Here is a 26,211-nt window from a genome sequence, read left to right as displayed (position 1 = left end):
TTCAAATCATCATACTATTTTGGTACTATAGTAATGTTAGAAAGTACATAGGGGGATAATTATGAGCACGGCACACATAAATGAACTAATTTCATTCGCAGGAATCGGCTTAATGCTGTTATCTTTATTTTTAATTTATCTAAGTAGAAATACAATTAAAATTAAATTTTTAAAAATGGTGACAGCATTTATAGCCTATATGTCTTTAATCATTTCGGGTATTTTAATTACATATATCGTTTTAAGCTGGCCTAGCTAATTACACTTAAGGGGATTAACATGAAGAAGCTATCATTTATTATTTTAATGTGTACATTGATTAGTATCTTAAGCGGATGTTTGTATCCACAAGACCAATTGGCACAAAATCAAACGCCTTATGAAGATCAAATTCAATCAGTACAAACAGCAGTAAATAAGTTTAAAAAAGAAAATTCGGGAATTTTACCAATCAAAACGAAAGATATGTCTACTCCTATCTATTTAAAATATCCGATTGATTTTACAAGATTAATCCCTGGTTATTTAAGTGATGCACCGGGTAACTCTTTTGAAAATGGAGGCATTTATCAATACGTTTTAGTAGATGCCGAAACGAATCCAACTGTGAAATTAATTGATCTAAGAATTGCCGAAAAATTGAGAGATGTTGGATTAAGAGTCCAAGTATATCGAGAAAAACACACTTATCCACCAATTAAGAAAACCTTAAGTAAAGGTGTTTTTCTATTAAACTACAAAAAGATTGGATTTAAAGAAGAGCCTTTTGTCATTAGTCCTTATAGTCAAAAAAACTTACCAATCATTATGGGAAACGATGGAGATTTTTATGTTGATTACTCAATGGACTTATTTGAGAAAATCGATGAAGCAAAGAAATTTAAAACAGGTCAAGATATTCGTTCAATATTAGAAAAAGATTCGCCATTTGTGCCTGCATATTCACTTCCATACACGGTAAAAGACGGACAACCAGTGTTTTTAGAACAAAATTAAATAAATAAAATCATAATCCTTTGATAGAAGAATACATTTTATCGAAGGATTTTTTTATATTTATCCTTAAAAAAATGTTAAGAATTATAAAAAATCTTGTCATAACCTTCTAGGACAACATCATAGAATTATATTGTCATAGGCATACTACTTCAAGTCAATTATTCCCATGTATTGATAAATCGGGAGGGGAACACATGGAAAAGATAGATATTTTTAAGGACATTGCCGAGCGCACAGGAGGAGATATTTACTTAGGTGTAGTAGGTGCTGTTCGTACTGGTAAATCAACATTTATTAAACGTTTTATGGAAGCAGTAGTTATTCCTAATATTCAAAATGAAGCTGATCGAGCAAGAGCACACGATGAATTACCTCAAAGTGCTGCTGGAAAAACAATCATGACAACAGAACCGAAATTCGTACCTAATCAAGGTGTGAAAATTCATGTAGCTGACGGCTTAGATGTAAATATACGGTTAGTAGATTGTGTAGGATACAGCGTACCAGGAGCAAAGGGTTACGAGGATGAAAATGGTCCAAGAATGATTAGTACTCCTTGGTATGAAGAGCCTATTCCATTTAACGAAGCTGCAGAAATCGGAACTAGAAAAGTAATCCAAGAGCATTCAACAATTGGTGTTGTCGTAACAACAGATGGTTCAATTGGAGAAATTGCAAGATACGATTATATTGAAGCAGAAGAAAGAGTTGTTCAAGAGTTAAAAGAAGTTGGAAAACCTTTTATAATGGTTATTAACTCATCACAACCTTATCATCCGAATACAGAGGCGCTAAGACAGGAACTTTGCCAAAAATATGATATACCTGTAATAGCACTTAGCGTAGAAGCGATGCGCGAAGGTGATGTATTAAATGTATTGCGTGAAGCACTTTACGAGTTTCCAGTATTAGAAGTAAACGTTAATTTACCTAGTTGGGTGTTAGTGTTGAAAGAAAATCACTGGTTACGCCAAAGTTACCAAGAAGCGATCCAAGAGACTGTTAAAGATATTAAACGTCTAAGAGATGTAGATTATGTCGTTGGACAGTTTAGTGATTACGAATTTATCCAACATGCTCAACTTGCTGGAATCGATATGGGGCAAGGGGTTGCTGAAATCGATTTATCTGCACCAGATGAGCTATATGATCAAGTACTAAAAGAAGTTGTAGGTGTTGAAATTCGCGGTAAAGATCATTTATTAGAGTTGATGCAAGACTTTGCACATGCAAAACTGGAATATGATCAAGTCGCAGATGCATTAAAAATGGTAAAGCAAACTGGCTATGGGATTGCAGCTCCTTCTTTACTAGATATGAGTTTAGATGAGCCAGAAATAATTAGACACGGTTCAAGATTTGGAGTCAAATTAAAGGCTGTAGCTCCTTCAATTCATATGATTAAAGTAGATGTCGAATCTACGTTTGAACCAATTATCGGTACAGAAAAACAAAGTGAAGAGCTTGTTAAGTACTTAATGCAAGACTTCGAGGATAATCCATTATCGATTTGGAACTCAGATATCTTTGGCCGTTCCTTAAGTTCAATTGTTCGAGAAGGAATACAAGCTAAGTTATCACTAATGCCAGAAAACGCTAGATATAAGTTGAAAGAAACGTTAGAACGCATAATTAATGAAGGAAGTGGCGGCTTAATTGCGATCATCCTTTAAGGAATAACGAGTCAGATGGGAGTCAATCCATCTGATTTTTTTTGTTTAACCTATAATTTCTATACTTTGTTAAAGTTTACTGTTGATAGTTAATAGAATTAAGTTGCGAGATAAAATCCATGAAACTCCAAATTGAAATAGAAGCAAAAAAAAGACCTGAGTGAAGTAAGATTGATGAGGTTCAGCTTCGTCAAGGGGATAGACGTGGTACTTAAAGATTGCCAACAATCATGTTGTGAAAGTCTTAAAATTGAAAAATGGATTTTAATGTAAAATAGACCATTTGTAAAGTGTATTTATGCATTATTTTAAGAAAAAATTATAATCTTTACTTTGTTAAATCTACTTTTCAGAAAAATTACTATTTTTTTCGAGTAATTCCAACATTTTCTTATAAAACATATTGAAATATGCAGTAGAATCGTATAATATAAGGCATGACAAAGAAATAAATTGGAATTTGTTGTATAAATTTTCGATTTTTGGTCACTAATGAAATTAAGAATCAATTTATAATAAATTTTGGGAGGAGGTGAAAGACATGAACAAAACAGACTTAATCAATGCAGTTGCTGAAGCTGGTGAATTAACAAAAAAACAAGCTACTTTAGCAGTTGATGCTGTATTCGAATCAATTCTTGGTGCGTTACAAAACGGGGATAAAGTACAATTAATCGGCTTTGGTAACTTTGAAGTTCGTGAGCGTGCAGCTCGTAAAGGACGTAATCCACAAACTGGCGAGGAAATCGAAATCGCTGCAAGTAAAGTTCCAGCTTTCAAACCTGGTAAAGCGCTTAAGGATGCTGTAAAATAATTACATAATTTAAGCGAAATAGAAGGATGCTTATAAATGCATCCTTCTTTTTTTTGCTTCATAAAAAAGAATTATGTTAAAATAAATAAATCTGATAGAAATGATATTAGAATTTTTTTATGCATGGGGGATCAGTTTATGAAGGAAGTAAATTTAGAAAAAATTGAACAAGCAGTTCGTCAAATTCTTGAGGCAATCGGTGATGATCCAAATCGTGAAGGAATATTCGAAACACCAAAGCGAGTAGCGAAAATGTATGCTGAGGTTTTCTCAGGTATGTATCAAGATGAAAAAGAACATTTACATAAAGTTTTCGGTGAAGACCATGAAGAATTAGTACTAGTAAAAGACATTCCGTTCCATTCAATGTGTGAACATCATTTATTACCTTTTTACGGAGTGGCGCATGTAGCATATATTCCTAGAAATGGAAAAGTAACTGGTTTAAGTAAATTAGCTCGTACAGTTGAAACAGTGGCAAAACGACCTCAATTACAAGAGCGAATCACTTCTTCTGTTGTTGATGCGATAATGGAAGTTTTAGAGCCACATGGTGCTATGGTAGTAGTAGAAGCAGAGCATATGTGTATGTCAATGCGCGGAGTTCGAAAACCTGGTTCAAAAACAGTTACTACAGCGGTACGTGGTTCATTAAAGGAAGATGTCCAAGGTAGAAATGAAATTCTTTCTATGATTCATTCTAAAAATTAATCTCTACTAAAAAAGCAGGATTACCTGCTTTTTTTTGAAAATTATTCATTATAAAATAATACAAGTTGACGATGTAATAATAATCAACTTATACCATCTAAAATACTTATGGTATAATGAAACAAGCTAGTAATTAATGGAATGGATGGAAATAATGAGTAGCACTAATGAGTTGAAAAATATAGTAATTGCACAAATCTTAGAAAAGATTAAGCATCCGTATTTAAATAAACATTTGACAACACCTATTATTGATGATGTGAAAGTGTCTCTTCTCATTCAATTAATGGATGAAAATGAGTTTAGTCATGATAAAATTGTTCATTACTGTAATGCTTTGATGATTCATCAAATTGCACTAGATACCCATGAAAAGGTTTCAAATTATGAAAGCACTTCAATTGATCGAGAAAAGAAACAGTTAACAGTGTTAGAGGGAGACTTTTATAGCGGCCTTTATTATGAAGCTCTTTCAAGAACTGGTGAAATTAGTTTAATTAAAGAACTTTCATATGCAGTAAAAGAAATGAATGAACAAAAAATTAATCTAGTTCATCATCAATTTAATACTTTTGAAGAATTATTAAAATGTATTACAATTATTGAATCTACAATACTTGTACATTTTGCCAAATATATTGGTTCATCTCAATCGATCAGTGTGATTGAAAATGAATGTTTATTAACACGACTAAAAAAAGAATTTTATTTACTGAATGAAAACATAGAATCTGATTTTATTTTGCAGATGAAAAAACTTATCGGAATGAACAAAGATCATAATGAACTTAAAGATAAAGTATCAAAAACTATCTTACAATTACAAAAATAATTAGACAGAAGTAATTAGCTTAGTGGGGGTTTATATGACTCAATCAAAAGAAGAACGCGTCCATGATGTGTTTGAAAAAATATATAATAAATATGATAAAATGAACGGAATAATTAGTTTTCAACGCCACATCGCTTGGCGTAAACACACAATGCGAATAATGAATGTTCAAAAGGGTATGAAAGCTCTTGATGTTTGCTGTGGAACAGGTGAATGGACAATTGCATTAGCAGAAGCAGTTGGTAAAGAAGGAAAAGTATTTGGGTTAGATTTTAGCAAAAATATGTTATCAATAGGTGAAGCAAAAGTTCAAAATCAGCAATTAAGTCAAGTTTCATTAATCCATGGAAATGCAATGGAGTTACCATTTGAAGATAATATGTTTGATGTAGTAACGATTGGTTTTGGCTTAAGAAATGTACCTGATTATTATCAAGTATTAAAAGAAATGACAAGAGTAGTAAAACCAGGTGGGATTGTAGTATGTCTTGAAACTTCTCAACCAACAGCATTTGGAGTGAGACATGTATATAAGGCTTATTTTAAATTCATAATGCCAATATTCGGGAAAATTTTTGCTAAAAGCTTTAAAGAATACTCTTGGTTACAAGAAAGCGCAAGTACATTCCCTGGTATGAATGAATTGGCTAAGTTATTTGAAAAAGCAGGATTAGAAAAAATAAAAGTAAAACCATATACTTTTGGAGTTGCTGCAATGCATCTAGGTGTTAAACCAAAAAACTAAATTACGAACGCAATAATATGGAATGAATAAAAAGGTGAACGGCATGAAGGTTAAATGGAAGTATTCTTACTTAAAAAAAGATTTTAATGAGATTGAATATACTCTTCATCAAACGGTCAACTCATCCCAGCCCATTTTGAAAGATGCGTCTACTAAGCTACTCAAATCAGGTGGGAAACGAATAAGACCAGTATTTGTACTACTTAGTGCAAAATTTGGGGAATATGATCTTCAATCTATTAGGCATGTAGCGGCAACATTGGAAATAATACATATGGCATCACTAGTCCATGACGATGTAATTGACGAAGCTAGCTTAAGAAGAGGAAAACCAACAATAAATTCAACTTATAATAATCGGGTTGCAATGTATGCAGGTGATTTCTTATTTGCCAAAGCTTTAGAAAGTATGTCTGAAATTGAGATTCCAGAAGCACATCAAAAATTATCTCAAACTATATTAGAAATTTGTTTAGGTGAAATTGAACAAATTAAAGATAAATATAATTTTGAGCAAAATTTAAGATGTTACTTAAGACGAATAAAGAGAAAAACAGCACTATTAATTTCGGCTAGTTGTGAAATTGGTGCAATTTCGTCTGGAGCTGGTCCTGATATTCAAAAATGTTTAAGAGACTATGGTTATTATCTAGGGATGTCCTATCAAATTATGGATGATATACTCGATTTTACAGCGTCCGAGAAAGAGTTAGGTAAACCAGCTGGAAGTGACCTTATACAAGGTAATATTACATTACCTGTTTTACTTGCCATGTCTGACCCATCGCTCAAAGAGAAAATCGTTTCAGTTTATGAAGGAATTAACCCTGAAACAGTAAAACCACTAATTAATCAAATCCGTAAGAGTCAATATATTAAAGAAGCAAGAAGAATTAGTGAAGAATATCTAGAAAAATCATTAAAAAGTATTCAAGAATTACCTGATAATGAAGCCAAAGATATGTTAATTTTAATTGCAAAAAATATTGGTAATCGAAAAAATTAGAGGTAGTATTAAAATGCATTCGTATTTTGATTCTGCCTCTTTTGGCTATTTGCAGTAAAAAGTAAATTTTTTTGTAAGTATCGAATATTAGCCAATTTTTTTCACATTTAAATAGATTTTATGGAAACGATTACAATATTTGCATAATAAGAAGATTTTAAACTATTGATAATTTTATAAATTGATGTTACGATTCTACTGTATTGCTTATACATAATAGAACGAGAGAGGTATTGCATAATGGAAAGAACATATTTAATGGTTAAACCTGATGGTGTACAACGTAATTTAATTGGTGAAATCGTTTCACGTTTCGAGAAAAAAGGATTCCAATTAGTAGGCGCAAAATTAATGCAAGTTAGTAAAGAACAAGCAGAAACTCATTATGCTGAGCATAAAGAGCGTCCTTTCTTCGGAGAGTTAGTAGATTTCATTACTTCAAGCCCAGTATTTGCAATGGTTTGGGAAGGTGAAAATGTTATTGCAACTGCACGTCAAATGATGGGTGCTACTAACCCTAAAGATTCAGCTCCTGGAACTATCCGTGGAGAATTTGCTGCAACTGTTGGAAAGAACATTATTCATGGATCAGATTCACCTGCAAGTGCAGAGCGTGAAATCGGCATTTTCTTCAACGAAAATGAATTAGTTGAATACTCTAAGATTATTAAAGAGTGGATCTATTAATAATAACTTATAAGTTAAAAGCCAGCATATTTGCTGGCTTTTTTATAAAGCGCTTTAATTTGAATGAATTAGTAGGGGAATCTCATGGACGATTATATTGATTTTATAAAATTAGTAAAAAAGAAATCTGGAATTGATCTGTATTTATATAAGGAATCACAGATGAAAAGAAGATTAAAATCTTTATATGAAAAAAAGGGATATCGATCATTTGTAGACTTCTTTCATGGTATGGAAAAAGATAATGGTATGTATTTTGAATTTTTAGATCGAATGACAATAAATGTTTCAGAGTTTTTTAGAAATCCGAATCGTTGGGAAGTTTTTGAAAAAAATATTCTACCGCCTATATTAGATAATAATACAAAAGTAAAAATATGGAGTGCAGCATGCTCTACTGGTGAGGAACCATATACATTAGCAATGATATTATTAAAATATTTAAAACCTCACCAATTTCAAATTATTGCATCTGATTTAGATGAAAATGTTCTTTCAAAAGCAAAGATTGGTGTATACAATGAAAAAGCGATCAAAGATGTACCTAAAGAATTATTAGCAAAATATTTTAAACAAGAAGGATCAATTTATAAAGTAAGTGATGAATTAAAGAAACAAATTCAATTTAAAAAGCACAATTTATTGCTTGATACATATGAAAAAAATGTTGATGTAATTGTTTGTAGAAACGTTTTAATCTATTTTACAGAAGAAGCAAAAATAGATATTTATACAAACTTTTCAAAAGCCTTAAATCAAAATGGAATATTATTTGTAGGGAGTACTGAACAAATTTTCCACGCAGAAAAGTATTCATTTACGTCTGATCAAACATTTTTTTATAAAAAAACTTTATGAGAACCAAATTATGGTTCTTTTTTTATATTATTTTCAGATTATGTTGTGGTATAGTAATAACTAATAATTTTAATCTTACATAAAAAGAAGGTGTTGGCATGCGTTATTTAACTGCAGGTGAATCTCATGGTCCACAATTAACAACGATTATAGAAGGCGTTCCAGCAGGCTTACCACTATTATCAGAAGAAATTAATAATGAACTTCGTAGACGTCAAGGTGGGTATGGTCGCGGTAGAAGAATGCAAATTGAAAAGGATACTGCTCAGATAACAAGTGGTGTTCGTCATGGATTTACTTTAGGTTCTCCTATAGCTTTAGTTGTTGAAAATAAAGATTTTACTCATTGGACAAATATTATGGGTGCTGAACCTTTAGAAAATGAAGAATATGAAGGTAAAAGAAGTATTACAAAACCAAGACCTGGTCATGCTGATTTAAACGGAGCCATAAAATATGGATTTAGAGATGTTCGTAATGTACTAGAGCGCTCTTCTGCACGTGAAACAACGGTTCGTGTTGCTGCAGGTGCTGTTGCTAAGAAACTATTAAGTGAACTTGGAATTAAAATAGCTAGTCATGTCATTGAAATTGGTGGCGTAAAGTCAAATGAAGTAGCGTATAAAGATTCTGCAGATTTACATACTCGAGCTGAGAATTCAGAAGTCCGTTGTATTGATGAAGATGCAACTGAAAATATGAAAAATTTAATTGATGAAGCAAAGAAAAATGGTGATTCTTTAGGTGGAATCGTTGAAGTAGTGGTTGAGGGAATGCCTCCAGGAATCGGAAGCTATGTTCATTATGATCGCAAATTAGATTCTAAGATTGCTGGTGCGATAGTTAGTATTAATGCATTTAAAGGTGTTGAATTCGGCATAGGTTTTAAAGCAGGATCAATTCCAGGAAGTGAAGTACATGATGAAATTGCTTATACTGAAGAACTAGGATACTATCGTTTATCAAATCGTGCAGGAGGATTTGAAGGCGGTATGACGACTGGAATGCCTATTGTAGTTCGTGCGGTAATGAAGCCCATTCCAACATTGTACAAGCCGCTTAGAAGCGTTGATATCGAAACAAAAGAAACCTATGAAGCAAGTATTGAACGATCAGATAGTTGCGCTGTACCGGCTGCTTCAGTTGTTGCAGAACATATCGTAGCTTGGGAGATTGCTAAAGCTATTGTTGATCAGTTTGAATCAGATCAACTGGACCGATTAAAAAATAATATTGAAGACTACCGTCAATATGCGAGGAAATTTTAATGAATAGAATTACTGTAAAAACAAGCTCTAAGCAATACGACGTTTGTATTGGATATGGGATTTTAAGTAATTTACAGTCAATTATTGAAAACTTCTCTCCAAAAGTTTCAAAAATAGTAATCATCAGTGATGATAATGTAGCCAACTATTATTTAGAAGATGTTAAAAATCAGGTTGCTCATTTAACGAATACTGATAGTTATAACTTTCCAAACGGAGAAAGAAGTAAGAATTTTGCGATTTATGAAAAATGCTTGGAATTTTGTTTTGAAAGTAAACTAGATCGAAATAGTTTAATTATTGCATTAGGTGGAGGAGTAGTTGGAGATTTAGCTGGTTTTGTTGCTGCGACCTATATGAGAGGAATACGCTTCATTCAAATCCCAACTACATTATTGGCACATGATAGTGCAATAGGTGGCAAGGTTGCCATTAATCTACCTAAAGCAAAAAATATTGTAGGAGCATTTTATCAACCAGAATTAGTATTATACGAATTAAACTTCCTCAATACATTACCTATTGAGGAGTGGCGTTCAGGTTTTGCAGAAATCATAAAAGAAGCTCTGATTTCTTCTAAAGAAAATACCAAATGGTTAATTAATTCGATTCAATCGCTTGAAAATTTAGAGCCTAACCTTATCGAAAAATGTGTTGAAATGGGAATAAGCGTGAAAAACCAAATTGTTTCAGAAGATGAACGAGAGAATGGAGTAAGAGCCTTTCTTAATTTAGGACATACTCTTGGTCATGCAATCGAAGCTTATTTAGGCTATACGAAGACTACCCACGGAGAGGCAATTGCATTTGGAACATTATTTTCTATTTATTTAAGTGAAAAATTATTTGAAACTGATTTATCGTTTGCATTATTTTTAAGTTGGTTTAAAAAACTTGATTATCCTGTTTATCTTAATTTGGACATCCCTTCAATTATCGAATTAATGAAACAAGATAAAAAAAATGTTGAGCAAAAAATAAATTATGTATTATTAAAGGATTTTGGGGTACCGAAAATTTGTGAAGTTGAAGAAAGTGTCCTGAAAGATCAGTTAAAATGTTTTCTTACAGAAATAATTAAATAATTTTTGGGAAAATGGTGTTTTGATAATTGATAAATCAAAATATCATTTTCTTTTTCTAATAAAATGATTAATTTTTATTGTAATTATTTAGGGGAATTAGTCGAACAGATTTTCTACAAAAAAAAAGGTTTGAATTAATAAAAATGGAATGTTTATTACATATAGAAAGGTTTAAAAGGTGTCTAATATGGGAAATTCGCATTCAGCACAAAAAGTCCGTTTGGTAGGGGAAGTCACAATTCCCGGAGATAAATCGATCTCTCACAGAGCGATAATGTTTGGTTCTTTAGCAAATGGGACGACAAGAGTTACAAACTTTCTATTAGGTGAAGATTGCTTAAGTACAATTGATTGTTTTAGAAAACTTGGAGTACATATTGATGTTCAAGATGAGGAAGTAATCGTTTATGGTAAAGGTATAGAGGGGCTTACAGAGCCGAATTCAGTTCTTGATGTAGGAAATTCAGGAACAACAGCAAGGTTAATAATGGGGATATTAAGTGGCTTACCTTTCCATTCAGTACTAGTAGGCGATGAATCAATTGCTAAGAGACCAATGAAAAGAGTAAGTAACCCATTAAGATTAATGGGAGCTTTAATAGATGGACGTGAAGATGCAACATATACGCCACTTTCAATTAGAGGTGGGAAACTGAGTAGTATCTCATATCATTCACCTGTTTCAAGTGCCCAAGTAAAATCTTCTATCCTATTAGCTGGTTTATTTGCAAATGGAACTACTGTTGTAACGGAACCAGAAAAATCTCGTGACCATACTGAAAGAATGCTTAAAGCTTTTGGGTGTGATCTAAAAGTTGATGGGAATTCAGTTTCAATTACTGGAAATCAGAGTTTAAAATCGACGTCAGTTACTGTGCCAGGTGATATTAGCTCTGCAGCTTTCTTCTTGGTAGCAGGCTCGATCATTCCAAATAGTGAAATTCTACTGAAAAATGTTGGCGTAAATCCAACTCGTACAGGTATATTAACTGTTTTAGAACGGATGGGGGCTAACATTACACTTGAAAATGAAAAGATCGTTAATGGCGAACCTATCGCCGATTTACGAGTGAAATCGAGCAAGTTAAAGGCTACTACAATTGGAGGAGAAGAGATTCCAACTTGTATTGATGAATTACCTATCATTGCTTTAGCAGCAGCATTTGCTAGTGGCGAAACAATTATCAAAGACGCAGAAGAACTAAGAGTAAAAGAAACTGACCGCATACAAACAGTAGTAGAAGAACTTACAAAACTTGGTGTAAACATCGAAGCTACAAAAGATGGTATGATTATACAAGGAGAAAGTTCTTTAATAGCTTCAAATGTTAAGTCACATGGAGACCATCGAATGGGAATGATGCTATCAATTGCTGCGTTAGTAGCAGAAGGCGAAACAGAGATTGAAAATATTGAATGTATTGCTGTTTCATTTCCAAACTTTAAAGAACAATTAAATGAACTGATAAAGTAGTTTGAATTAAGAGGTGTTTTAATGAGTAGTATTTATGAAGCAGTACAGCTGATTGATAACGGCGAAACTGAAAAAGGATTAGATGTCCTAAAAAAAAGTTTACAAAGTGCAAACGATGAAGAAAAATATGAAGCTGCTATCGTTTTTCAATCATTAGGTTTAATTGATGAAGCGAAAAATATTATTGAAGACTTAGTATACTTATACGGTGATGACGAAGAGCTTAAAATAATTTACGCTGAATTATTATTAGATCTTGATTTAGAAGATGAAGCATTAGAGATTTTACTTTCAATTAAGGATGAAAGTGAAAACAGAGTACAGGCTTTACTTTTAATGGCTGATTTATATCAAGTTCAAGGTCTTGATGAAGTCGCTGAACAAAAGCTATTTGAAGCAAAAAGAATTTTACCAAATGAGCCAGTTGTTGATTTTGCACTAGGCGAATATTACTTTAGTAAGTATGACTATAAAAAAGCAATTTCGTTTTATGAAAAATTAGTAATGCTAGAAATAGAAGTTAATGGTGTTAATAAAGACTTACGACTAGCCGAATGTTTAAGTGCTGAAGGTGAGTGGGAAGAAGCAATTCCGTTTTACGAAAAAGGAATCCAACATTCAAAAGACTTCCATACATTATTGGGATACGGCATTACACTATTCCAAGCAGAGCGTTACTCAGCTTGTATTCCTGTTTTTGAGGAAGCGATTTTCTTTGATCCAGAGTATTTGGTTGCACACTTATGGTTGAGTAAAGCCTATGATATGGAAGGTCAATATCAAGAAGGATATGATATACTTCAAAAAGCATTACAAGTAGATGAGACTAATGTTGAATGTTTATTATCAGCAGCCAAGCTAGCACGTAAATTAAAAAATTTAAATACGAGTAAAAAGCATTTACAGGAAGCTTTAATTTACGACCCATCCCTAATTGAAGCAGTACAGTTATTAGTCGGTATTCTTTTTGAAGAAGAGGATTTTGATGAAATAATTGGGACAATCGAATTAGCAATTGAACATGGTGCTTCCGATCCGCATTTTAACTGGGATTTAGGAAAAGCATACTATGGAATAGAAAAATATGATTTGGCATTAAATCAATATCGTCTTGCATATAATGACTTTAACCAGGAAATTTCCTACTTAAAGGAATTCGGAGATTTATTATACGAAGAAGGTTTAGTACAAGAAGCTAAAGAGGTATACATTATGCTTAAAGATGATGAATACCTGCAAGAAGAAGTAAGGGAACGTCTTGATCGAATAAATGAATTGTAATTTTCTTTATTCAGAAATGGGGACAAATCTAATGGACAGAGGAGGGATTTAAAAATGGCAACCCCTGTATCTGTGAATGAAAAGAAAGATTTTGTAAAGTGGTTTTTAAGTAATTTTCAATTAAAACAGCGAGAATGTGTATGGATACTAAATTATTTAATGAGCCATGATTATTTAATGAAGAAGGTTCATTTTGTCGAACAGTCTAAATATTGCCCTCGTGGATTAGTGATGTCGACAAACTGCGTAAAAGAAGTCCCATTTCATTTTTATAAACAAAATGTGATGACGACCGATGCAGAAAAGTCATTTCATGATATTCGACTAAATCGAGATGAAGATATTTATATCCAATTAAATTTTAAATCTTCCTTTCAATATCCAATGTTTGTTTCAGTTTTAGAAGAGAATCCACATTTACCGAAAAACTTAAATACGAACGAAAAAGATCGTGTTATTGCTGAAAAGCTTTTAACAGATTCAATACTTAATTTCCAAAGAGATCGTTTAATGCGTTTAATTGATGAAGCGTTGGATCAACAGGATGCCAAGCGTTTCAAGGAACTAACTAATCAGTTAAAGACATTATAATGTAAGCTTATAAATAGGCTGTTTGCGACAAGATTGTTGTTTTTGAAAAGGTTTGGTTAAAGAGAATTTCTGTTGAAGAATGGATAGCAACAAATCTCCTAGAGAAATACCAACTATATTTACGAAAACAGTCAATAAATAAAAGCGAAAGTCCTCAAAGTTGAGGGCTTTTTTTCTTTCGTAAAATAGTAAAATATGGTTAAATTGAAAATAGATATTTGTTCACAAAAATTTCACATTTAAATTTTATTATCTTCAAATTAGAAAGTAGGTAGTTAACATGAAATGGACAACTAGTGACTTACAACAAGTTTTAGAGCATCAACAATATATTGATACTGTAATTGTTCCATTATGTCCTGTATCAATAAGTAAAGAAAATATCAGTTTAGCTGAACAAAGAGAAGATCTGATTATCCTTACTTCGGAAATCGAACGTACATACAAGGGACGAGTAGTGATTGCACCGGAATTTACTTATTTACTAGGTGAAGAGGCTAAAACTACCCGTTTAATGCAATGGAATCAAGAGTTTAAAGAGAGCGGAATGAAACACATTTTCTTTCTAACATGCGACTATGATTGGAAACAATTGAATTCAGAAATGGAAGAATCTTTAATTTGGTTACCAGCACTAAATATAAATAGTTTAGATGAGACAACTCAAAAAGTAATTGTTGAAAAACAATTATCACATTTAAATGCATTATTTTCTAAAATATGGGGATAAAAATAAAAACAACATTATTAAATGATTATTATTAGGATATTATTGACCTTCTAAATTTGTTATTATATTATGAAAGTGTCCTAGTTTTATTATTATAGCTGTTGTCCGTACAGGAGTACTTGTGATAGAGGGGGGAATTTTCATGAGTGAAAAGGTTTCAAGACGCCAGTTTTTAAACTATACGTTAACTGGTGTAGGCGGGTTTATGGCTGCAGGAATGCTTATGCCATTAGCACGTTTTGCTATTGATCCAGTTCTACAAAAAGAAGCAGCTGGTTCGTTTGTGCAAGTTGGATTATTAAAAGATTTAACTACTGATCCAAAACGATTTGACTTCAAAGTTAAGCAAGTCGATGGTTGGGTTAAATCTGACGCGTCTCACATTGCATGGGTGTATAAGGATTCAAAAGGAGATATTGTTGCGTTATCACCTACTTGTAAGCATTTAGGCTGTACAGTTGGTTGGAACGACAATAAAGAACATCCGAATCAATTCTTCTGTCCATGTCATGGTGGTCGCTACGAAAAGAGTGGTAAAAACATTAAAGGAACACCACCACTTGCACCACTAGATGTATATCAAGTAAAAGTAGAAAAAGATGCTTTCTATCTTGGTAAAGCGTTACCACAAGGAGGAAAATAATCGTGTTGAACAAAATTTACGACTGGGTAGATGAGCGATTAGAAATTACACCTCTGTGGAGAGATATCGCTGATCATGAAGTACCAGAGCACGTTAATCCAGCACACCATTTTTCAGCATTTGTATATTGCTTTGGTGGATTAACATTTTTCGTTACAGTAATCCAAATTTTATCTGGTATGTTTTTAACTATGTATTATGTTCCAGATATTAAAAATGCTTGGGAATCAGTTTATTACTTACAAAACAACGTTGCATACGGACAGATTGTTCGTGGTATGCATCACTGGGGTGCAAGTTTAGTTATTGTTATGATGTTCTTACATACTTTACGTGTATTCTTCCAAGGCGCATATAAAAAGCCTCGTGAGCTTAACTGGGTTGTAGGGGTTTTAATTTTCTTCGTAATGCTTGGATTAGGCTTTACAGGATATTTATTACCTTGGGATATGAAAGCATTATTTGCGACAAAAGTAGGTCTGCAAATTGCTGAACAAACACCATTTATTGGTAAGCAAGTAAAAACATTAATTGCTGGTAATCCAGAAATCATTGGTGCACAAACGTTAACTCGTTTCTTCGCAATTCATGTATTCTTCTTACCTGGTGCTTTACTTGCTCTTATGGGTGCGCATTTCTTAATCATTCGTAAGCAAGGTATTTCAGGACCACTATAAGATTTAGTTAATTGAGGCTTTAGTCAGTAGACTAATGTGTGTTGAAATAAAGGAGGGAGAACATGCATCGCGGTAAAGGAATGAAGTTTGTCGGTGACTCACGCGTACCTGCTGTTGCAGGACGTAAACCAAATATTCCAAAAGATTATTCTGAATATCCAGGGAAAACAGAAGCATTCTGGCCAAACTTTTTATTAAAAGAGTGGATGGTTGGAGCAGTTTTCTTAATTGGCTATTTAACCTTAACAATTGTACATCCTTCTCCATTAGAGAGGATTGCAGATCCAACTGATACTGGTTATACACCACTACCAGACTGGTATTTCTTGTTCTTATATCAATTCTTAAAGTATAGCTATGCTTCAGGTGACTATAACGTAATCGGTGCTTTCGTCATTCCAGGTTTAGCGTTTGGTGGTTTATTATTAGCGCCATTCCTAGATACTAGTGCTGAAAGAAGACCAATCAAACGAATCGTACCTACTGGTTTTATGCTATTAGGACTTGCTGGTGTAATTTATTTAACATGGGAAGCAGCTGCTCACCATGATTGGAAAAAAACAAAAGAGCAAGGAAAAATCCGTGCCTTTGTTGAGTTAAATAAAGAGGATCCAGCATACAAATTATTACAAAAAAATACATGTGTATCTTGTCATGGTGATAACCTTGAAGGTGGCGCAGCAGCTCCAAGTCTTCAAAACAACGGTTTAAAACCTGAGGAAATTGCACATATCGCAAGAAACGGACGTAAAGCTATGCCAGCTGGCGTATTTAAAGGTACAGATGCAGAACTTAAAGTCTTAGCTGAATTCGTTTCAAAAGCAGGTAAAACAGAATAATTAAAAGAGAGTCGATCTTTCGACTCTTTTTTTAATATCAACTTATATTGAAATACTAACATGGGAAAAATGGATGTTTACATACTAATTGTGAACTTTGTGTTATAAATAAGTTCGGATGAAAGAAATTGAAAATGGAGTGTATAATCGATTATGCTATACAGTTTGATCAGGTTACGTTCAAGTTTAATGGCTTTACTAATTATTAATATTTTAGGGACTTTTTATGGGTATTATTGGTATGGAATTCAATTAAAAGATACCCCAGGTTGGCTAAGGATTTTTGTTCCAGATAGTCCAACGGCTTCTTTGTTTTTTTGTTTTGTATTAATTTTATGGTTACTTAATAAGCGCAGTGGTCTGATTGAGGCTTTAGCATATGTCAGCTTAGTAAAATATGGCATCTGGGCAGTTTTGATGAATGCTATGGTATTATATTTAGCTAGAGGTCTTGATACGATTGCTTATATGTTAATTTTTTCACACGCAGGAATGGCTTTACAAGCAATCTTGTATGCACCAGTTTTCAAAGTGAAAAAATGGCACTTAGTTGTAGCTAGTATTTGGATTTTGCAGGATCTTATTTTCGATTATGTATTCGGAACAATGCCTCAATATTATATGTTAGTTGACTATCAAAACTGGATCGCATTCGTAACTTTTTGGTTGTCTATATTTGTTATATTAATTGCTTATTACCAATTAATTTTTAAGAAAAGAGCCTGAACTATTGGGGTTCTATTCTTGTCCTCGCTCTCATAATTATTAGTAGTTATGAGGGAGGGATTAGATGAGAAAATTAATAGTTGGGATAAGCGTTTTTTTTATTTTCTTTTCATTTAATAACCTAAAAGGTTTCGCAAAAATAGATCAAGAAACTTCTTTAATTGAAAAATCATTATCTTTAGTACAAGAAGGTGATTATATTCATGGCGCAAATCTTTTAGAACAATTTGAAACAAATTATATGGGGGATGTTAAAAAGAATAAGGATTTTACTCCTAAAGATTTGGAAACAATCTCTGTTACTTTTCAAAATGCTCTCCTCTCCTTAAAGAATGATGCGAGTGATCCGCAGGAAAAAGTTGCAGATGTACTTGGAGTTAGATTGATGGTTGATGCAAGGGAAACATCACTACAGCCGATGTGGAAGGAAATGAAACAATCTGTCATGACGCCTTTACATAATATGGACGCAGCCTATAAAAGAGGGAATTCAGAAGCATATGAAATTCAGTTAAATCAATTCTTACATCAGTTTGAAATAGTTTACCCAAGTTTACTCGTTGACCTGCCATATGATGAAGTGAAGAAGATAAATTCATTAGTAACATTTTTGGATGAATATCGAATTAATAAAGAAGAATTGCCAGCTTTTAAACAAAAATTAGATGAGACGAAAGCCGAGTTATCATTTATTTTTGAACAAGGAAATTCGATTTTTCCACCTACTTCTTTTTGGACGATATTTACAACTGGTGGGATCATAGTCGGTACATTAAGTTATGTTGGTTGGAGAAAATATAAAGGTGATCGAAGTAAGAATAAAAAAAGACGAGAGCATAATGATTGACAAAATTCTCTAATAATCTATACAATATTGTAAAATAATGCTCTTTGGAGGAATATTAATGGGTTATCTAATTTACTTTTTAATTTTGTTGATTGTACCTCTATATGCACAATTTAAAGTGAAGTCAACATTTAAGAAGTATTCAAAAGTTAGCTCTACATCTGGTTTAACAGGTGCAGAAGTTGCGAGAAAGATATTAAATGATAATGGTTTATTTAATGTTGGAGTAGAAGAAACAAGAGGATACTTATCAGATCATTATGATCCTCGAGCAAAAGTTGTTCGTTTATCATCTGAAAACTATCACGGATATTCAGTAGCGGGTACAGCGGTTGCTGCTCATGAAGTAGGGCACGCAATCCAAGATGCAAATGATTATAGTTTCTTAAGATTTCGTCATTCGTTAGTACCAGTTGCAAATTTCAGTTCTAATTTTTCATGGATTTTCATCCTAATTGGGATTTTTTCTGGCTTAACAGGAGCATTGTTATTAGGAATACTTTTATTAGCGATTGGTGTATTATTTCAAATTATTACACTTCCAGTTGAATTTAATGCCTCTAGTCGTGCGCTTAAACAAATCACAACGAATGGAATCATTAATTCAAATGAGCATGTTTATGCAAAGCGTGTATTAAATGCTGCAGCTTTAACATATGTAGCTGCTGCTGCAGTTGCAGTTGCTGAATTATTACGATTAGTATTAATTTATACTGGTATGCAAAACGATGATTAAAAAATAGCAAAATAAAAAGCGATACTGGGCATTGGCCTAGAACCGCTTTTTATTTTGCTTTAAGGATGTAATGGCACTTTGTTTTCGTCTAAAGTAAAGCCTTCTCCTAACACATCATGTACTTCAGTTACTGCAACAAAAGCATGTGGATCGATATCCTGAATGATATTCTTTAAATGAACTAATTCATTTTTTGGTACTACACAGAATAAGACATCTTTGCTCTCGCCAGTAAAAGTACCTGTTCCTTTAAGATAGGTTGCGCCACGTTCCATTTCCTTCATAATACGAGCAGCAATTAATTCATTTTTATCGGAAATGATATTTGCTCCGCGGGCAGCGTATGCACCCTCTTGCATAAAGTCAATAATTCTAGCGCCAACGAACACAGCAACCAATGTATACATTGCCTCGTAAGCTTTTAAATAAGTCAATAAAGATAGCGTAATGACAACAAAGTCAAAGATGAACATTGTTTTACCCATATTAATACCTTTGTATTTATAGGCTAATCGAGCAATGATATCTACACCACCTGTCGTTCCACCAAATCTGAAAATAATTCCTAAGCCAACTCCTATAAATACACCGGCAAATAGTGAAGCTAACATTAAATCACCATGTACATCTATAGTGAACGTGAATTTTTCAAATAATTTTAAGAAAAATGAAACGGCAACTGTTCCAATGATTGTATATAGCATAGTTACTGTTCCGAGTAATCTCCATCCAACAAAAAATAATGGAATGTTTAATGCTAGGTTAGAAATCCATACAGGGATATTTAATTCAGCTAAGAGAATTAAGTTTATACCTGTAAATCCACCTTCAGCCAAATTGTTAGGAATATTAATTGTCATAATTCCAAAAGAAAAAATTGCAGAACCTAAAATGATAAAAAAGATATTACGTAACTTCAAGTTGAAAATCATATACTTCCTCCATACTATTTAAAATCACCTTAAACTCTTATTTTTATCTTATCTTGTATTTTTTTCAAGTAAAATAATATATAATTTGTCAAAAAGTGGTCATTTCGATAAGATTTATTTGAGGAGTTGATATTAGTATGCACGAAAAAACGATGAAAGAAATGCAAAATGAAGTAGATAAATATATTGGGCAATTTAAAGAAGGGTACTTTAGTCCTTTAGCAATGATGGCTAGGTTAACTGAAGAGATGGGCGAATTAGCTAGAGAAATAAATCATACATATGGTGAGAAACCAAAGAAAAATACTGAAGAAGAAAAATTAATTGAAGAAGAACTTGGTGATGTATTATTCGTTATGATTTGTTTAGCAAATAGTTTAAATATCGATTTAGCACAGGCACATGATATGGTTATGAAGAAATTTAATACAAGAGATAAAGATCGCTGGACAAGGAAGGAAGTTTGAGATGGAGAAAATGATTCGTGTTGTTTTAGCAGGACCAAGAGGGAAAATGGGTACAGAAGCATTACAGCTTATTGAAAGAACAGAACATTTTCAATTAGTTGCTGCAATAGATTATAAATTTGGTGGAGGCTCGGTGAATCAATTTTACCCACAGTTTAAAGGAGATGCACCTGTATACGAAACGCTAGAAGAGTGTATCGAAAATGAAAACTTTGATGTGTTAGTTGATTTAACTACTCCTGAAATAGGGAAAAAGCATGCATTTTTATCATTGAAAAATGGTATTCGCCCTGTAATAGGCACTACAGGATTTACAAATGAAGAACTAGCAGAACTGAAGGAATTAGCTCTTCAAAATGGACTTGGCTGTATTATTGCACCAAATTTCGCTATAGGTGCAATCTTAATGATGAAGTTTTCTGCTATGGCTGCAAAGTATTTTAAAGACATAGAAATTATCGAATTACATCATGATCAAAAATTAGACGCTCCTTCAGGTACAGCATTGAAGACTGTACAAATGATTGGGGAGGCTCGAGAATATAAAAATCAAGGTCATCCAAATGAAGTTGAGACTGAAGATGGAGCAAGAGGAGCAGATATGAACGGTATGAGGGTTCATAGTGTTAGATTACCTGGATTGGTAGCTCATCAACAGGTTTTATTCGGTGGAGATGGCCAATTGCTAACGATTAGACATGACTCAATGAACAGAGCGTCATTTATGTCTGGTGTTAAAGTATCAATTGAAGAGGTAATGAAACTTTCTGAACTTGTATATGGCTTAGAAAATATTATGGATTGAGGTGCTAAGGGTGAAGATCGCTTTAATAGCTCATGATGAAAGAAAAGATGCCTTAGTAATTTTTGTGCAAGAAAATGAAAAGTTTTTTCAAAAACATGAACTATTTTCAACTGGAACAACTGGAACACGTGTTATGGAAAACACGGCTTTAAAGGTAAAATGTTTTCAGTCAGGACCACTTGGTGGCGACCAACAAATTGGTGCACTTGTTGCAAAAGGTGAAATGGATGCGATTTTCTTTTTTAGAGATCCATTAACTTCACAGCCACATGAACCAGATGTGAATGCTTTATTGAGATTATGTGATGTCTACCATATACCTGTAGCAACAAATAGTCAAACTGCAAAGGCTATCGTAAAATTGTTTAATGAGTAAGTATGAAGGTGAGTGAATCGTGTGGAATATTTTGATGTATTAGCGTTTGGTGCCCACCCAGATGATGTTGAAATTGGTATGGCAGGGACAATAGCTAAATTTACTAAATTAGGATACAAAGTAGCTATTTGTGATTTGACAGAAGCAGAGCTTTCATCAAATGGAGATACATCAACTCGAAGAAAAGAAGCGGAAGCTGCAGATAAGATACTAGGAGTATCAAAACGTTTTAATTTATCATTTTCGGATAGAGGGCTATACTTAAGTGAAGATTCCATTAAGCAAGTTGTTAGTTTAATTAGAATGACGAAGCCAAGTATTGTATTTTCTCCTTACGAGTTCGATCGTCATCCTGATCACGGAAATTGTACAAAAATAATTGAAGAAGCTGTCTTCTCATCAGGCATTCGGAAATTAAATGTAAATACTAGCCACGAAGCTCATAAAGTTAACCATGTATTTCAATACATGATAAACGGATTTCATCGACCGAACTTTATTGTAAATATATCGGAAACAATTCAGTTAAAAAAAGAAGCACTTGAAGCATATGAAAGTCAATTTACACCAGGAGAAACGGGTGTTAGTACACCATTAACGAATGATTATGTAGAAAGTGTCATTGCGAGAGAAAAGATGATCGGTAAGGAAGTTGGCATATCTTACGGTGAAGGATTTATGAGTAAGAAACCACTACTTCTAAATGCAGATTGGCTTTTCTAAGTTTAGTTTATAAAGAGTAGACAATTAGGAGAGATAAAATGAAGTTGAAAATTGGGATTACATGTTATCCTACAGTTGGTGGTTCTGGAGTGATTGCTACTGAGCTAGGGAAGTTGTTAGCAGAGCTTGGACATGAAATTCATTTTATTTCATCAAGTATGCCATTTCGTTTAAATAAAGTTAATCCAAATATTTATTATCACGCGGTTGAAGTAAATCAATATTCAGTATTTCAACATCCGCCTTATGACTTGGCTTTAGCAAGTAAAATGGCTGAAATTGCAAATCGTGAAAAATTAGATATATTACATGTGCATTATGCTATTCCACATGCTGTTTGTGCTTTTTTAGCAAAACAAATGATTAATCACGAAATTAAAATTGTAACGACATTACATGGAACGGATATAACTGTTCTAGGCTATGATCCGTCTTTAACAGAATTAATTAAATTTGGAATTGAAAAGTCTGATGCCGTAACAGCTGTATCAAATGATTTAATTCGTCAAACACTTGAATTAGTAAACCCTGATAAAGATATTCAAACGGTCTATAACTTTATAGATGAAAGAGTATATAAGAAGCGTAATTGCCAATCACTAAAAGCGGAATATGGAATTAAGGAACATGAGAGAGTAATTATACATATTTCAAACTTCCGTCAAGTAAAGCGGACGAAAGATGTTGTAAACGTCTTTAATTTAGTAAGACAAGAAGTACCTTCGAAATTACTACTAGTCGGTGATGGACCTGAACTTTCTGTTTTATGTAAACTTGTAAGAGAATTGGGAATTGAAAAAGATGTTTTATTTCTTGGAAAACAAGAGAATGTTGAAGAATTACTTGCAATTAGTGATGTAAAGTTATTATTATCATCAAAAGAAAGTTTTGGATTAGTTCTTCTTGAAGCAATGGCTTGTGGCGTTCCTTGTATCGGAACAAGAATAGGTGGTATTCCAGAAGTGATTGAACATGGAGAAAACGGATTTTTATGTGAATTAGGCGATATTGAACAAATTTCATATTACACACTTAATTTGTTAAAAGACGATAAACTTTATCAAAAAATTTCAAAGCGCTCAATAGAAATTGTTAATGAAAGATTTCATTCAACTCAAATTGTTTCACAATATTTAGCAATCTATAAAGAGTTATTAGGAATGAATGAATAATGGGGATATTTGAAAGAGCAAAACCAATACTTACAAAATTAATACAAAACGGTCATGAGGCATATTTTGTAGGTGGTTGTGTCAGAGACAAACTATTAAAGAGGGATATAGGTGATATTGATATAGCAACTTCTGCACTGCCAGAAGAAGTTATACGAATTTTTCCTAAAACAGTACCAACAGGACTCCAACATGGTACTGTACTTGTGATCGAAAACAATCAATCATATGAAATTACTACTTTTAGAACTGAATCGACATATCAAGATTTTCGGAGACCTTCAGAGGTGACTTATGTTAAATCGATCGAAGAGGATTTAAAAAGAAGAGATTTTACAATGAATGCAATTGCGATGACAGTAAATAATGATTTAATTGATCCGTTTAATGGTAGAAAAGACATAGCTAATGGATTAATTCGATCGGTTGGTAATGCAAAAGAAAGATTTCATGAAGACGCTCTTCGAATGATGAGAGGGATTCGTTTTGTAAGCCAACTTGGATTTCGAATGGATGAGTGTACTTTCGAAGCAATACTGTCAAATAATGCTTTAATCGAAAAGATTGCGATTGAAAGAATAAGTGTTGAATTTGAAAAGCTATTACTAGGTAAGTCTCCTAAAGATGCTCTTAATTTATTAATACAAACAGAATTAATTAATCACCTGCCAAATTTTAAAGATTGTCACCCATTTTTCAATGAGGTAATTGAACTTCCGATTGAAAAATTAAAAACGATTGAAGAATATTGGACATTAATATTATTTAAAATGCAAATTGAACATCCAGAATCAGTCCTTCGAAATTGGAAGATGTCGAATGAACGGATTAAACAAATTTTAAAGCTGCATGCACTATTACTAAAAGAAACGATCAGTTGGAGTAACTCAACTTTATACATAGTTGGATTAAAAGAAGCCATTCAATACGAAAGATTACAAACAATATTAGGTTATTCTTCTTCTAACACCCAAATCGAAGAACAATTAAAAGTTCAATTCGCCAACTTACCAATTCATTCTAAATCGGAATTATGTATATCAGGAAATGATTTATTAAGTTGGTCTAATCTTAAAGGTGGTCCTTGGTTAAAGGAAGTAATCAGTGAGATTGAAGTATTAGTTGTTGAAAACAGTTTAATAAATACTCAACTTGCTGTTAAGGAGTGGTTTACAAATTGGCTTCAAAGGTAAAAGAGCAAATCATACAATTATTTACGGAACATCAAAATGAATATCTTTCTGGGCAATATTTGAGTGACGAATTAGGAATTTCACGTACCGCAATTTGGAAATATATGAAAGAATTGCAAGAAGAAGGAATAGAAATTGAAGCAGTTAGAAAAGTTGGTTATAAAATTATTGGGAAATCAGATCGGATGACACCAACTGATATTCAACTTGGTCTTGAAACAAAAATATTTGGGCGGAAAATAGTCTATCAAGAAGAAACAAACTCAACCCAGACAATTGCGAACGAGCTTGTAATGAATGATGCTCCTGAAGGTACAATTGTATTAGCTGAACGTCAATTAAAAGGACGTGGGCGATTACAAAGGAACTGGTTAACTTCAGATGGGAAAGCTATCGCAATGAGTCTTATTCTTAGACCGTCTATTTCACCTAAAGTGGCGCCACAGTTAACACTATTAACAGCAGTTGCAATTGCTTCTGCAATCGAGAAAGTAACTGAGTTACAACCAAGTATTAAATGGCCCAATGATATCTTGATTAATAAGAAAAAGGTTTGTGGAATTTTAACCGAGATGCAAGGTGATGCAGATTGTATTCGAAGTGTCGTAATAGGAATTGGAATCAACGTAAATCAAGTTGAAGAAGATTATCCATTAGAACTTTCCGATATAGCAACTTCATTACGTATCGAAAAGGGAAAATCATTTCTGCGAGCGAATCTTATCCAAATAATTTTGGCTGAATTTGAGAAGTATTATGAACTCTTTTTAGATAAAGGATTTAAACCAATCAAAATTTTATGGGAGAGCTATGCAATCTCATTAGGTAAGCAAATAAAAGCCACTACGTTGAATGAAGTCATCATCGGGAATGCAATCGGTATTACAGACGAAGGACAGCTTTTAATTGAAGATTCAGAGGGGAAAATACATACGATTTATTCAGCGGATATTGCAATAAACAAGTGATTTTCCTATTCAGTAAAAATTCTCATTCCAACAATGGCATGGGAATTTTTATTTGTGTTTAAATTATCCAAAGATATCCAAACATAATCATTTACAATTTCTGCGAGCATGTTATACACTAATTATGTAAGGTATTGTGTAAATGCTTGAATTACCAACACTTTACGTTTAAGGATATGGATTGAAATGGGTGGTATCCTAATAGGAACTACACCAAGCTTTAAAAATTTTATTTAAAAATGTGTCTGCCTTGATCCTCAAATGGACTGGGACAGAGGAATGAGATGGTTACCAATTTTCCTTTGTTCAACGAGCAAAGGTTTTTTATTGTAGCCCCATTTCCTCTTCATTAA

Annotated in this window: 30 protein-coding genes; 29 read left to right on the top strand and 1 reads right to left on the bottom strand. The window is 33.0% G+C overall.

Annotation, left to right across the window (positions count from 1 at the left end; all coding sequences use genetic code 11):
• Positions 1 to 61: 61 nt before the first annotated feature.
• The 22 genes from B7R65_RS17620 to B7R65_RS17515 all read left to right on the top strand — a co-directional run bounded on the left by B7R65_RS17620 (position 62) and on the right by B7R65_RS17515 (position 19,222).
• Positions 62 to 259 carry a DUF2768 domain-containing protein gene (locus tag B7R65_RS17620; protein ID WP_088044153.1) on the top strand — a complete coding sequence of 66 codons (198 nt, stop codon included), beginning with the start codon at positions 62 to 64 and terminating at the stop codon, positions 257 to 259.
• Positions 260 to 279: 20 nt separating this feature from the next.
• On the top strand, positions 280 to 996 hold the full coding sequence (locus tag B7R65_RS17615) for a hypothetical protein (protein WP_088044152.1): 717 nt from the start codon (positions 280 to 282) through the stop codon (positions 994 to 996).
• A gap of 197 nt (positions 997 to 1,193) precedes the next feature.
• Positions 1,194 to 2,672 carry a stage IV sporulation protein A gene (spoIVA, locus tag B7R65_RS17610; protein WP_088044151.1) on the top strand — a complete coding sequence of 493 codons (1,479 nt, stop codon included), beginning with the start codon at positions 1,194 to 1,196 and terminating at the stop codon, positions 2,670 to 2,672.
• 541 nt (positions 2,673 to 3,213) lie between these two features.
• Positions 3,214 to 3,486, top strand: coding sequence for an HU family DNA-binding protein (locus B7R65_RS17605; RefSeq protein ID WP_056466694.1), 273 nt, complete (start codon positions 3,214 to 3,216; stop codon positions 3,484 to 3,486).
• Between the two features lie 138 nt (positions 3,487 to 3,624).
• Complete coding sequence (gene folE / locus B7R65_RS17600) at positions 3,625 to 4,197, top strand: GTP cyclohydrolase I FolE (protein ID WP_088044150.1); 573 nt, start codon at positions 3,625 to 3,627, stop codon at positions 4,195 to 4,197.
• A 154-nt stretch (positions 4,198 to 4,351) separates the two neighbouring features.
• On the top strand, positions 4,352 to 5,029 hold the full coding sequence (locus B7R65_RS17595) for a heptaprenyl diphosphate synthase component 1 (RefSeq protein ID WP_179194910.1): 678 nt from the start codon (positions 4,352 to 4,354) through the stop codon (positions 5,027 to 5,029).
• A 34-nt stretch (positions 5,030 to 5,063) separates the two neighbouring features.
• Complete coding sequence (locus B7R65_RS17590) at positions 5,064 to 5,774, top strand: demethylmenaquinone methyltransferase (RefSeq protein ID WP_088044148.1); 711 nt, start codon at positions 5,064 to 5,066, stop codon at positions 5,772 to 5,774.
• A gap of 43 nt (positions 5,775 to 5,817) precedes the next feature.
• Positions 5,818 to 6,780, top strand: coding sequence for a heptaprenyl diphosphate synthase component II (hepT, locus tag B7R65_RS17585; RefSeq protein WP_088044147.1), 963 nt, complete (start codon positions 5,818 to 5,820; stop codon positions 6,778 to 6,780).
• A gap of 240 nt (positions 6,781 to 7,020) precedes the next feature.
• The gene (ndk, locus tag B7R65_RS17580; RefSeq protein WP_088044146.1) at positions 7,021 to 7,467 is read left to right on the top strand and encodes a nucleoside-diphosphate kinase; all 447 of its coding nucleotides are present in this window, start codon (positions 7,021 to 7,023) and stop codon (positions 7,465 to 7,467) included.
• Positions 7,468 to 7,551: 84 nt separating this feature from the next.
• Entirely contained in the window at positions 7,552 to 8,325 is a 774-nt protein-coding gene (locus tag B7R65_RS17575; RefSeq protein ID WP_088044145.1) for a CheR family methyltransferase, read from the top strand.
• Positions 8,326 to 8,423: 98 nt separating this feature from the next.
• A complete protein-coding gene (gene aroC / locus B7R65_RS17570; RefSeq protein WP_088044144.1) occupies positions 8,424 to 9,593 on the top strand; it encodes a chorismate synthase in 1,170 nt (389 codons plus the stop codon).
• A complete protein-coding gene (aroB, locus tag B7R65_RS17565; RefSeq protein WP_088044143.1) occupies positions 9,593 to 10,678 on the top strand; it encodes a 3-dehydroquinate synthase in 1,086 nt (361 codons plus the stop codon). Before aroC ends, aroB begins: the two co-directional genes overlap by 1 nt.
• 187 nt (positions 10,679 to 10,865) lie before the next feature.
• The gene (gene aroA, locus B7R65_RS17560; RefSeq protein WP_088044142.1) at positions 10,866 to 12,152 is read left to right on the top strand and encodes a 3-phosphoshikimate 1-carboxyvinyltransferase; all 1,287 of its coding nucleotides are present in this window, start codon (positions 10,866 to 10,868) and stop codon (positions 12,150 to 12,152) included.
• A 21-nt stretch (positions 12,153 to 12,173) separates the two neighbouring features.
• Positions 12,174 to 13,433 (top strand): tetratricopeptide repeat protein, encoded by a 1,260-nt coding sequence (locus B7R65_RS17555; protein WP_088044141.1) that lies wholly within the window; start codon positions 12,174 to 12,176, stop codon positions 13,431 to 13,433.
• A 54-nt stretch (positions 13,434 to 13,487) separates the two neighbouring features.
• On the top strand, positions 13,488 to 14,024 hold the full coding sequence (locus tag B7R65_RS17550) for a ReoY family proteolytic degradation factor (protein WP_088044140.1): 537 nt from the start codon (positions 13,488 to 13,490) through the stop codon (positions 14,022 to 14,024).
• A 280-nt stretch (positions 14,025 to 14,304) separates the two neighbouring features.
• The gene (locus tag B7R65_RS17545; RefSeq protein WP_088044139.1) at positions 14,305 to 14,754 is read left to right on the top strand and encodes a DUF2487 family protein; all 450 of its coding nucleotides are present in this window, start codon (positions 14,305 to 14,307) and stop codon (positions 14,752 to 14,754) included.
• Between the two features lie 142 nt (positions 14,755 to 14,896).
• Complete coding sequence (locus B7R65_RS17540; protein ID WP_088044138.1) at positions 14,897 to 15,397, top strand: QcrA and Rieske domain-containing protein; 501 nt, start codon at positions 14,897 to 14,899, stop codon at positions 15,395 to 15,397.
• Positions 15,398 to 15,399: 2 nt separating this feature from the next.
• Positions 15,400 to 16,074 carry a menaquinol-cytochrome c reductase cytochrome b subunit gene (gene qcrB / locus B7R65_RS17535; RefSeq protein WP_056466653.1) on the top strand — a complete coding sequence of 225 codons (675 nt, stop codon included), beginning with the start codon at positions 15,400 to 15,402 and terminating at the stop codon, positions 16,072 to 16,074.
• 62 nt (positions 16,075 to 16,136) lie between these two features.
• Positions 16,137 to 16,913, top strand: a complete 777-nt coding sequence (locus B7R65_RS17530; protein ID WP_088044137.1) for a menaquinol-cytochrome c reductase cytochrome b/c subunit — start codon at positions 16,137 to 16,139, stop codon at positions 16,911 to 16,913.
• Positions 16,914 to 17,066: 153 nt separating this feature from the next.
• A complete protein-coding gene (locus B7R65_RS17525) occupies positions 17,067 to 17,639 on the top strand; it encodes a DUF1405 domain-containing protein (protein ID WP_088044136.1) in 573 nt (190 codons plus the stop codon).
• A 64-nt stretch (positions 17,640 to 17,703) separates the two neighbouring features.
• Complete coding sequence (locus B7R65_RS17520) at positions 17,704 to 18,486, top strand: sporulation protein YpjB (protein WP_088044135.1); 783 nt, start codon at positions 17,704 to 17,706, stop codon at positions 18,484 to 18,486.
• A gap of 58 nt (positions 18,487 to 18,544) precedes the next feature.
• A complete protein-coding gene (locus B7R65_RS17515; RefSeq protein ID WP_088044134.1) occupies positions 18,545 to 19,222 on the top strand; it encodes a zinc metallopeptidase in 678 nt (225 codons plus the stop codon).
• Between the two features lie 59 nt (positions 19,223 to 19,281).
• Here the strand turns inward: B7R65_RS17515 and B7R65_RS17510 are convergent, their stop codons facing one another.
• Positions 19,282 to 20,154, bottom strand: a complete 873-nt coding sequence (locus B7R65_RS17510; RefSeq protein ID WP_088044133.1) for a YitT family protein — start codon at positions 20,152 to 20,154, stop codon at positions 19,282 to 19,284.
• Between the two features lie 137 nt (positions 20,155 to 20,291).
• Between B7R65_RS17510 and B7R65_RS17505 the strand changes: the two genes are divergently transcribed.
• The 7 genes from B7R65_RS17505 to B7R65_RS17475 are packed head-to-tail and all read left to right on the top strand — an operon-like array spanning position 20,292 to position 25,858.
• Positions 20,292 to 20,621 (top strand): nucleotide pyrophosphohydrolase, encoded by a 330-nt coding sequence (locus B7R65_RS17505; protein ID WP_088044132.1) that lies wholly within the window; start codon positions 20,292 to 20,294, stop codon positions 20,619 to 20,621.
• Position 20,622: 1 nt separating this feature from the next.
• Positions 20,623 to 21,426 carry a 4-hydroxy-tetrahydrodipicolinate reductase gene (gene dapB / locus B7R65_RS17500; protein ID WP_088044131.1) on the top strand — a complete coding sequence of 268 codons (804 nt, stop codon included), beginning with the start codon at positions 20,623 to 20,625 and terminating at the stop codon, positions 21,424 to 21,426.
• 10 nt (positions 21,427 to 21,436) lie between these two features.
• Positions 21,437 to 21,802: a methylglyoxal synthase gene (mgsA, locus tag B7R65_RS17495; RefSeq protein ID WP_088044130.1), complete on the top strand. Its 366-nt coding sequence runs from the start codon at positions 21,437 to 21,439 to the stop codon at positions 21,800 to 21,802.
• 21 nt (positions 21,803 to 21,823) lie between these two features.
• The gene (bshB1, locus tag B7R65_RS17490; protein ID WP_142288276.1) at positions 21,824 to 22,525 is read left to right on the top strand and encodes a bacillithiol biosynthesis deacetylase BshB1; all 702 of its coding nucleotides are present in this window, start codon (positions 21,824 to 21,826) and stop codon (positions 22,523 to 22,525) included.
• A gap of 38 nt (positions 22,526 to 22,563) precedes the next feature.
• Positions 22,564 to 23,697: an N-acetyl-alpha-D-glucosaminyl L-malate synthase BshA gene (gene bshA, locus B7R65_RS17485; protein ID WP_088044129.1), complete on the top strand. Its 1,134-nt coding sequence runs from the start codon at positions 22,564 to 22,566 to the stop codon at positions 23,695 to 23,697.
• A complete protein-coding gene (locus B7R65_RS17480; RefSeq protein WP_088044128.1) occupies positions 23,697 to 24,890 on the top strand; it encodes a CCA tRNA nucleotidyltransferase in 1,194 nt (397 codons plus the stop codon). The genes bshA and B7R65_RS17480 overlap by 1 nt, the downstream gene beginning before the upstream one ends.
• Positions 24,875 to 25,858, top strand: coding sequence for a biotin--[acetyl-CoA-carboxylase] ligase (locus B7R65_RS17475; protein WP_088044127.1), 984 nt, complete (start codon positions 24,875 to 24,877; stop codon positions 25,856 to 25,858). The genes B7R65_RS17480 and B7R65_RS17475 overlap by 16 nt, the downstream gene beginning before the upstream one ends.
• Positions 25,859 to 26,211 lie beyond the last annotated feature (353 nt).

Source organism: Bacillus sp. EAC (assembly GCF_002156875.1).
GTDB lineage: Bacteria > Bacillota > Bacilli > Bacillales > Bacillaceae_G > Gottfriedia.
The sequence above is the reverse complement of the archived record's forward strand: the minus strand, read 5'-3'. Positions and strand labels throughout refer to the sequence as shown.

Excerpts from the sequence above, each read along its gene's own strand:
- B7R65_RS17620 (WP_088044153.1), top strand. The coding sequence starts at position 62 with ATGAGCACGGCACACATAAATGAACTAATTTCATTCGCAGGAATCGGC.
- B7R65_RS17615 (WP_088044152.1), top strand. The coding sequence starts at position 280 with ATGAAGAAGCTATCATTTATTATTTTAATGTGTACATTGATTAGTATC.
- spoIVA (WP_088044151.1), top strand. The coding sequence starts at position 1,194 with ATGGAAAAGATAGATATTTTTAAGGACATTGCCGAGCGCACAGGAGGA.
- B7R65_RS17605 (WP_056466694.1), top strand. The coding sequence starts at position 3,214 with ATGAACAAAACAGACTTAATCAATGCAGTTGCTGAAGCTGGTGAATTA.
- folE (WP_088044150.1), top strand. The coding sequence starts at position 3,625 with ATGAAGGAAGTAAATTTAGAAAAAATTGAACAAGCAGTTCGTCAAATT.
- B7R65_RS17595 (WP_179194910.1), top strand. The coding sequence starts at position 4,352 with ATGAGTAGCACTAATGAGTTGAAAAATATAGTAATTGCACAAATCTTA.
- B7R65_RS17590 (WP_088044148.1), top strand. The coding sequence starts at position 5,064 with ATGACTCAATCAAAAGAAGAACGCGTCCATGATGTGTTTGAAAAAATA.
- hepT (WP_088044147.1), top strand. The coding sequence starts at position 5,818 with ATGAAGGTTAAATGGAAGTATTCTTACTTAAAAAAAGATTTTAATGAG.
- ndk (WP_088044146.1), top strand. The coding sequence starts at position 7,021 with ATGGAAAGAACATATTTAATGGTTAAACCTGATGGTGTACAACGTAAT.
- B7R65_RS17575 (WP_088044145.1), top strand. The coding sequence starts at position 7,552 with ATGGACGATTATATTGATTTTATAAAATTAGTAAAAAAGAAATCTGGA.
- aroC (WP_088044144.1), top strand. The coding sequence starts at position 8,424 with ATGCGTTATTTAACTGCAGGTGAATCTCATGGTCCACAATTAACAACG.
- aroB (WP_088044143.1), top strand. The coding sequence starts at position 9,593 with ATGAATAGAATTACTGTAAAAACAAGCTCTAAGCAATACGACGTTTGT.
- aroA (WP_088044142.1), top strand. The coding sequence starts at position 10,866 with ATGGGAAATTCGCATTCAGCACAAAAAGTCCGTTTGGTAGGGGAAGTC.
- B7R65_RS17555 (WP_088044141.1), top strand. The coding sequence starts at position 12,174 with ATGAGTAGTATTTATGAAGCAGTACAGCTGATTGATAACGGCGAAACT.
- B7R65_RS17550 (WP_088044140.1), top strand. The coding sequence starts at position 13,488 with ATGGCAACCCCTGTATCTGTGAATGAAAAGAAAGATTTTGTAAAGTGG.
- B7R65_RS17545 (WP_088044139.1), top strand. The coding sequence starts at position 14,305 with ATGAAATGGACAACTAGTGACTTACAACAAGTTTTAGAGCATCAACAA.
- B7R65_RS17540 (WP_088044138.1), top strand. The coding sequence starts at position 14,897 with ATGAGTGAAAAGGTTTCAAGACGCCAGTTTTTAAACTATACGTTAACT.
- B7R65_RS17530 (WP_088044137.1), top strand. The coding sequence starts at position 16,137 with ATGCATCGCGGTAAAGGAATGAAGTTTGTCGGTGACTCACGCGTACCT.
- B7R65_RS17525 (WP_088044136.1), top strand. The coding sequence starts at position 17,067 with ATGCTATACAGTTTGATCAGGTTACGTTCAAGTTTAATGGCTTTACTA.
- B7R65_RS17520 (WP_088044135.1), top strand. The coding sequence starts at position 17,704 with ATGAGAAAATTAATAGTTGGGATAAGCGTTTTTTTTATTTTCTTTTCA.
- B7R65_RS17515 (WP_088044134.1), top strand. The coding sequence starts at position 18,545 with ATGGGTTATCTAATTTACTTTTTAATTTTGTTGATTGTACCTCTATAT.
- B7R65_RS17510 (WP_088044133.1), bottom strand. The coding sequence starts at position 20,154 with ATGATTTTCAACTTGAAGTTACGTAATATCTTTTTTATCATTTTAGGT.
- B7R65_RS17505 (WP_088044132.1), top strand. The coding sequence starts at position 20,292 with ATGCACGAAAAAACGATGAAAGAAATGCAAAATGAAGTAGATAAATAT.
- dapB (WP_088044131.1), top strand. The coding sequence starts at position 20,623 with ATGGAGAAAATGATTCGTGTTGTTTTAGCAGGACCAAGAGGGAAAATG.
- bshA (WP_088044129.1), top strand. The coding sequence starts at position 22,564 with ATGAAGTTGAAAATTGGGATTACATGTTATCCTACAGTTGGTGGTTCT.
- B7R65_RS17480 (WP_088044128.1), top strand. The coding sequence starts at position 23,697 with ATGGGGATATTTGAAAGAGCAAAACCAATACTTACAAAATTAATACAA.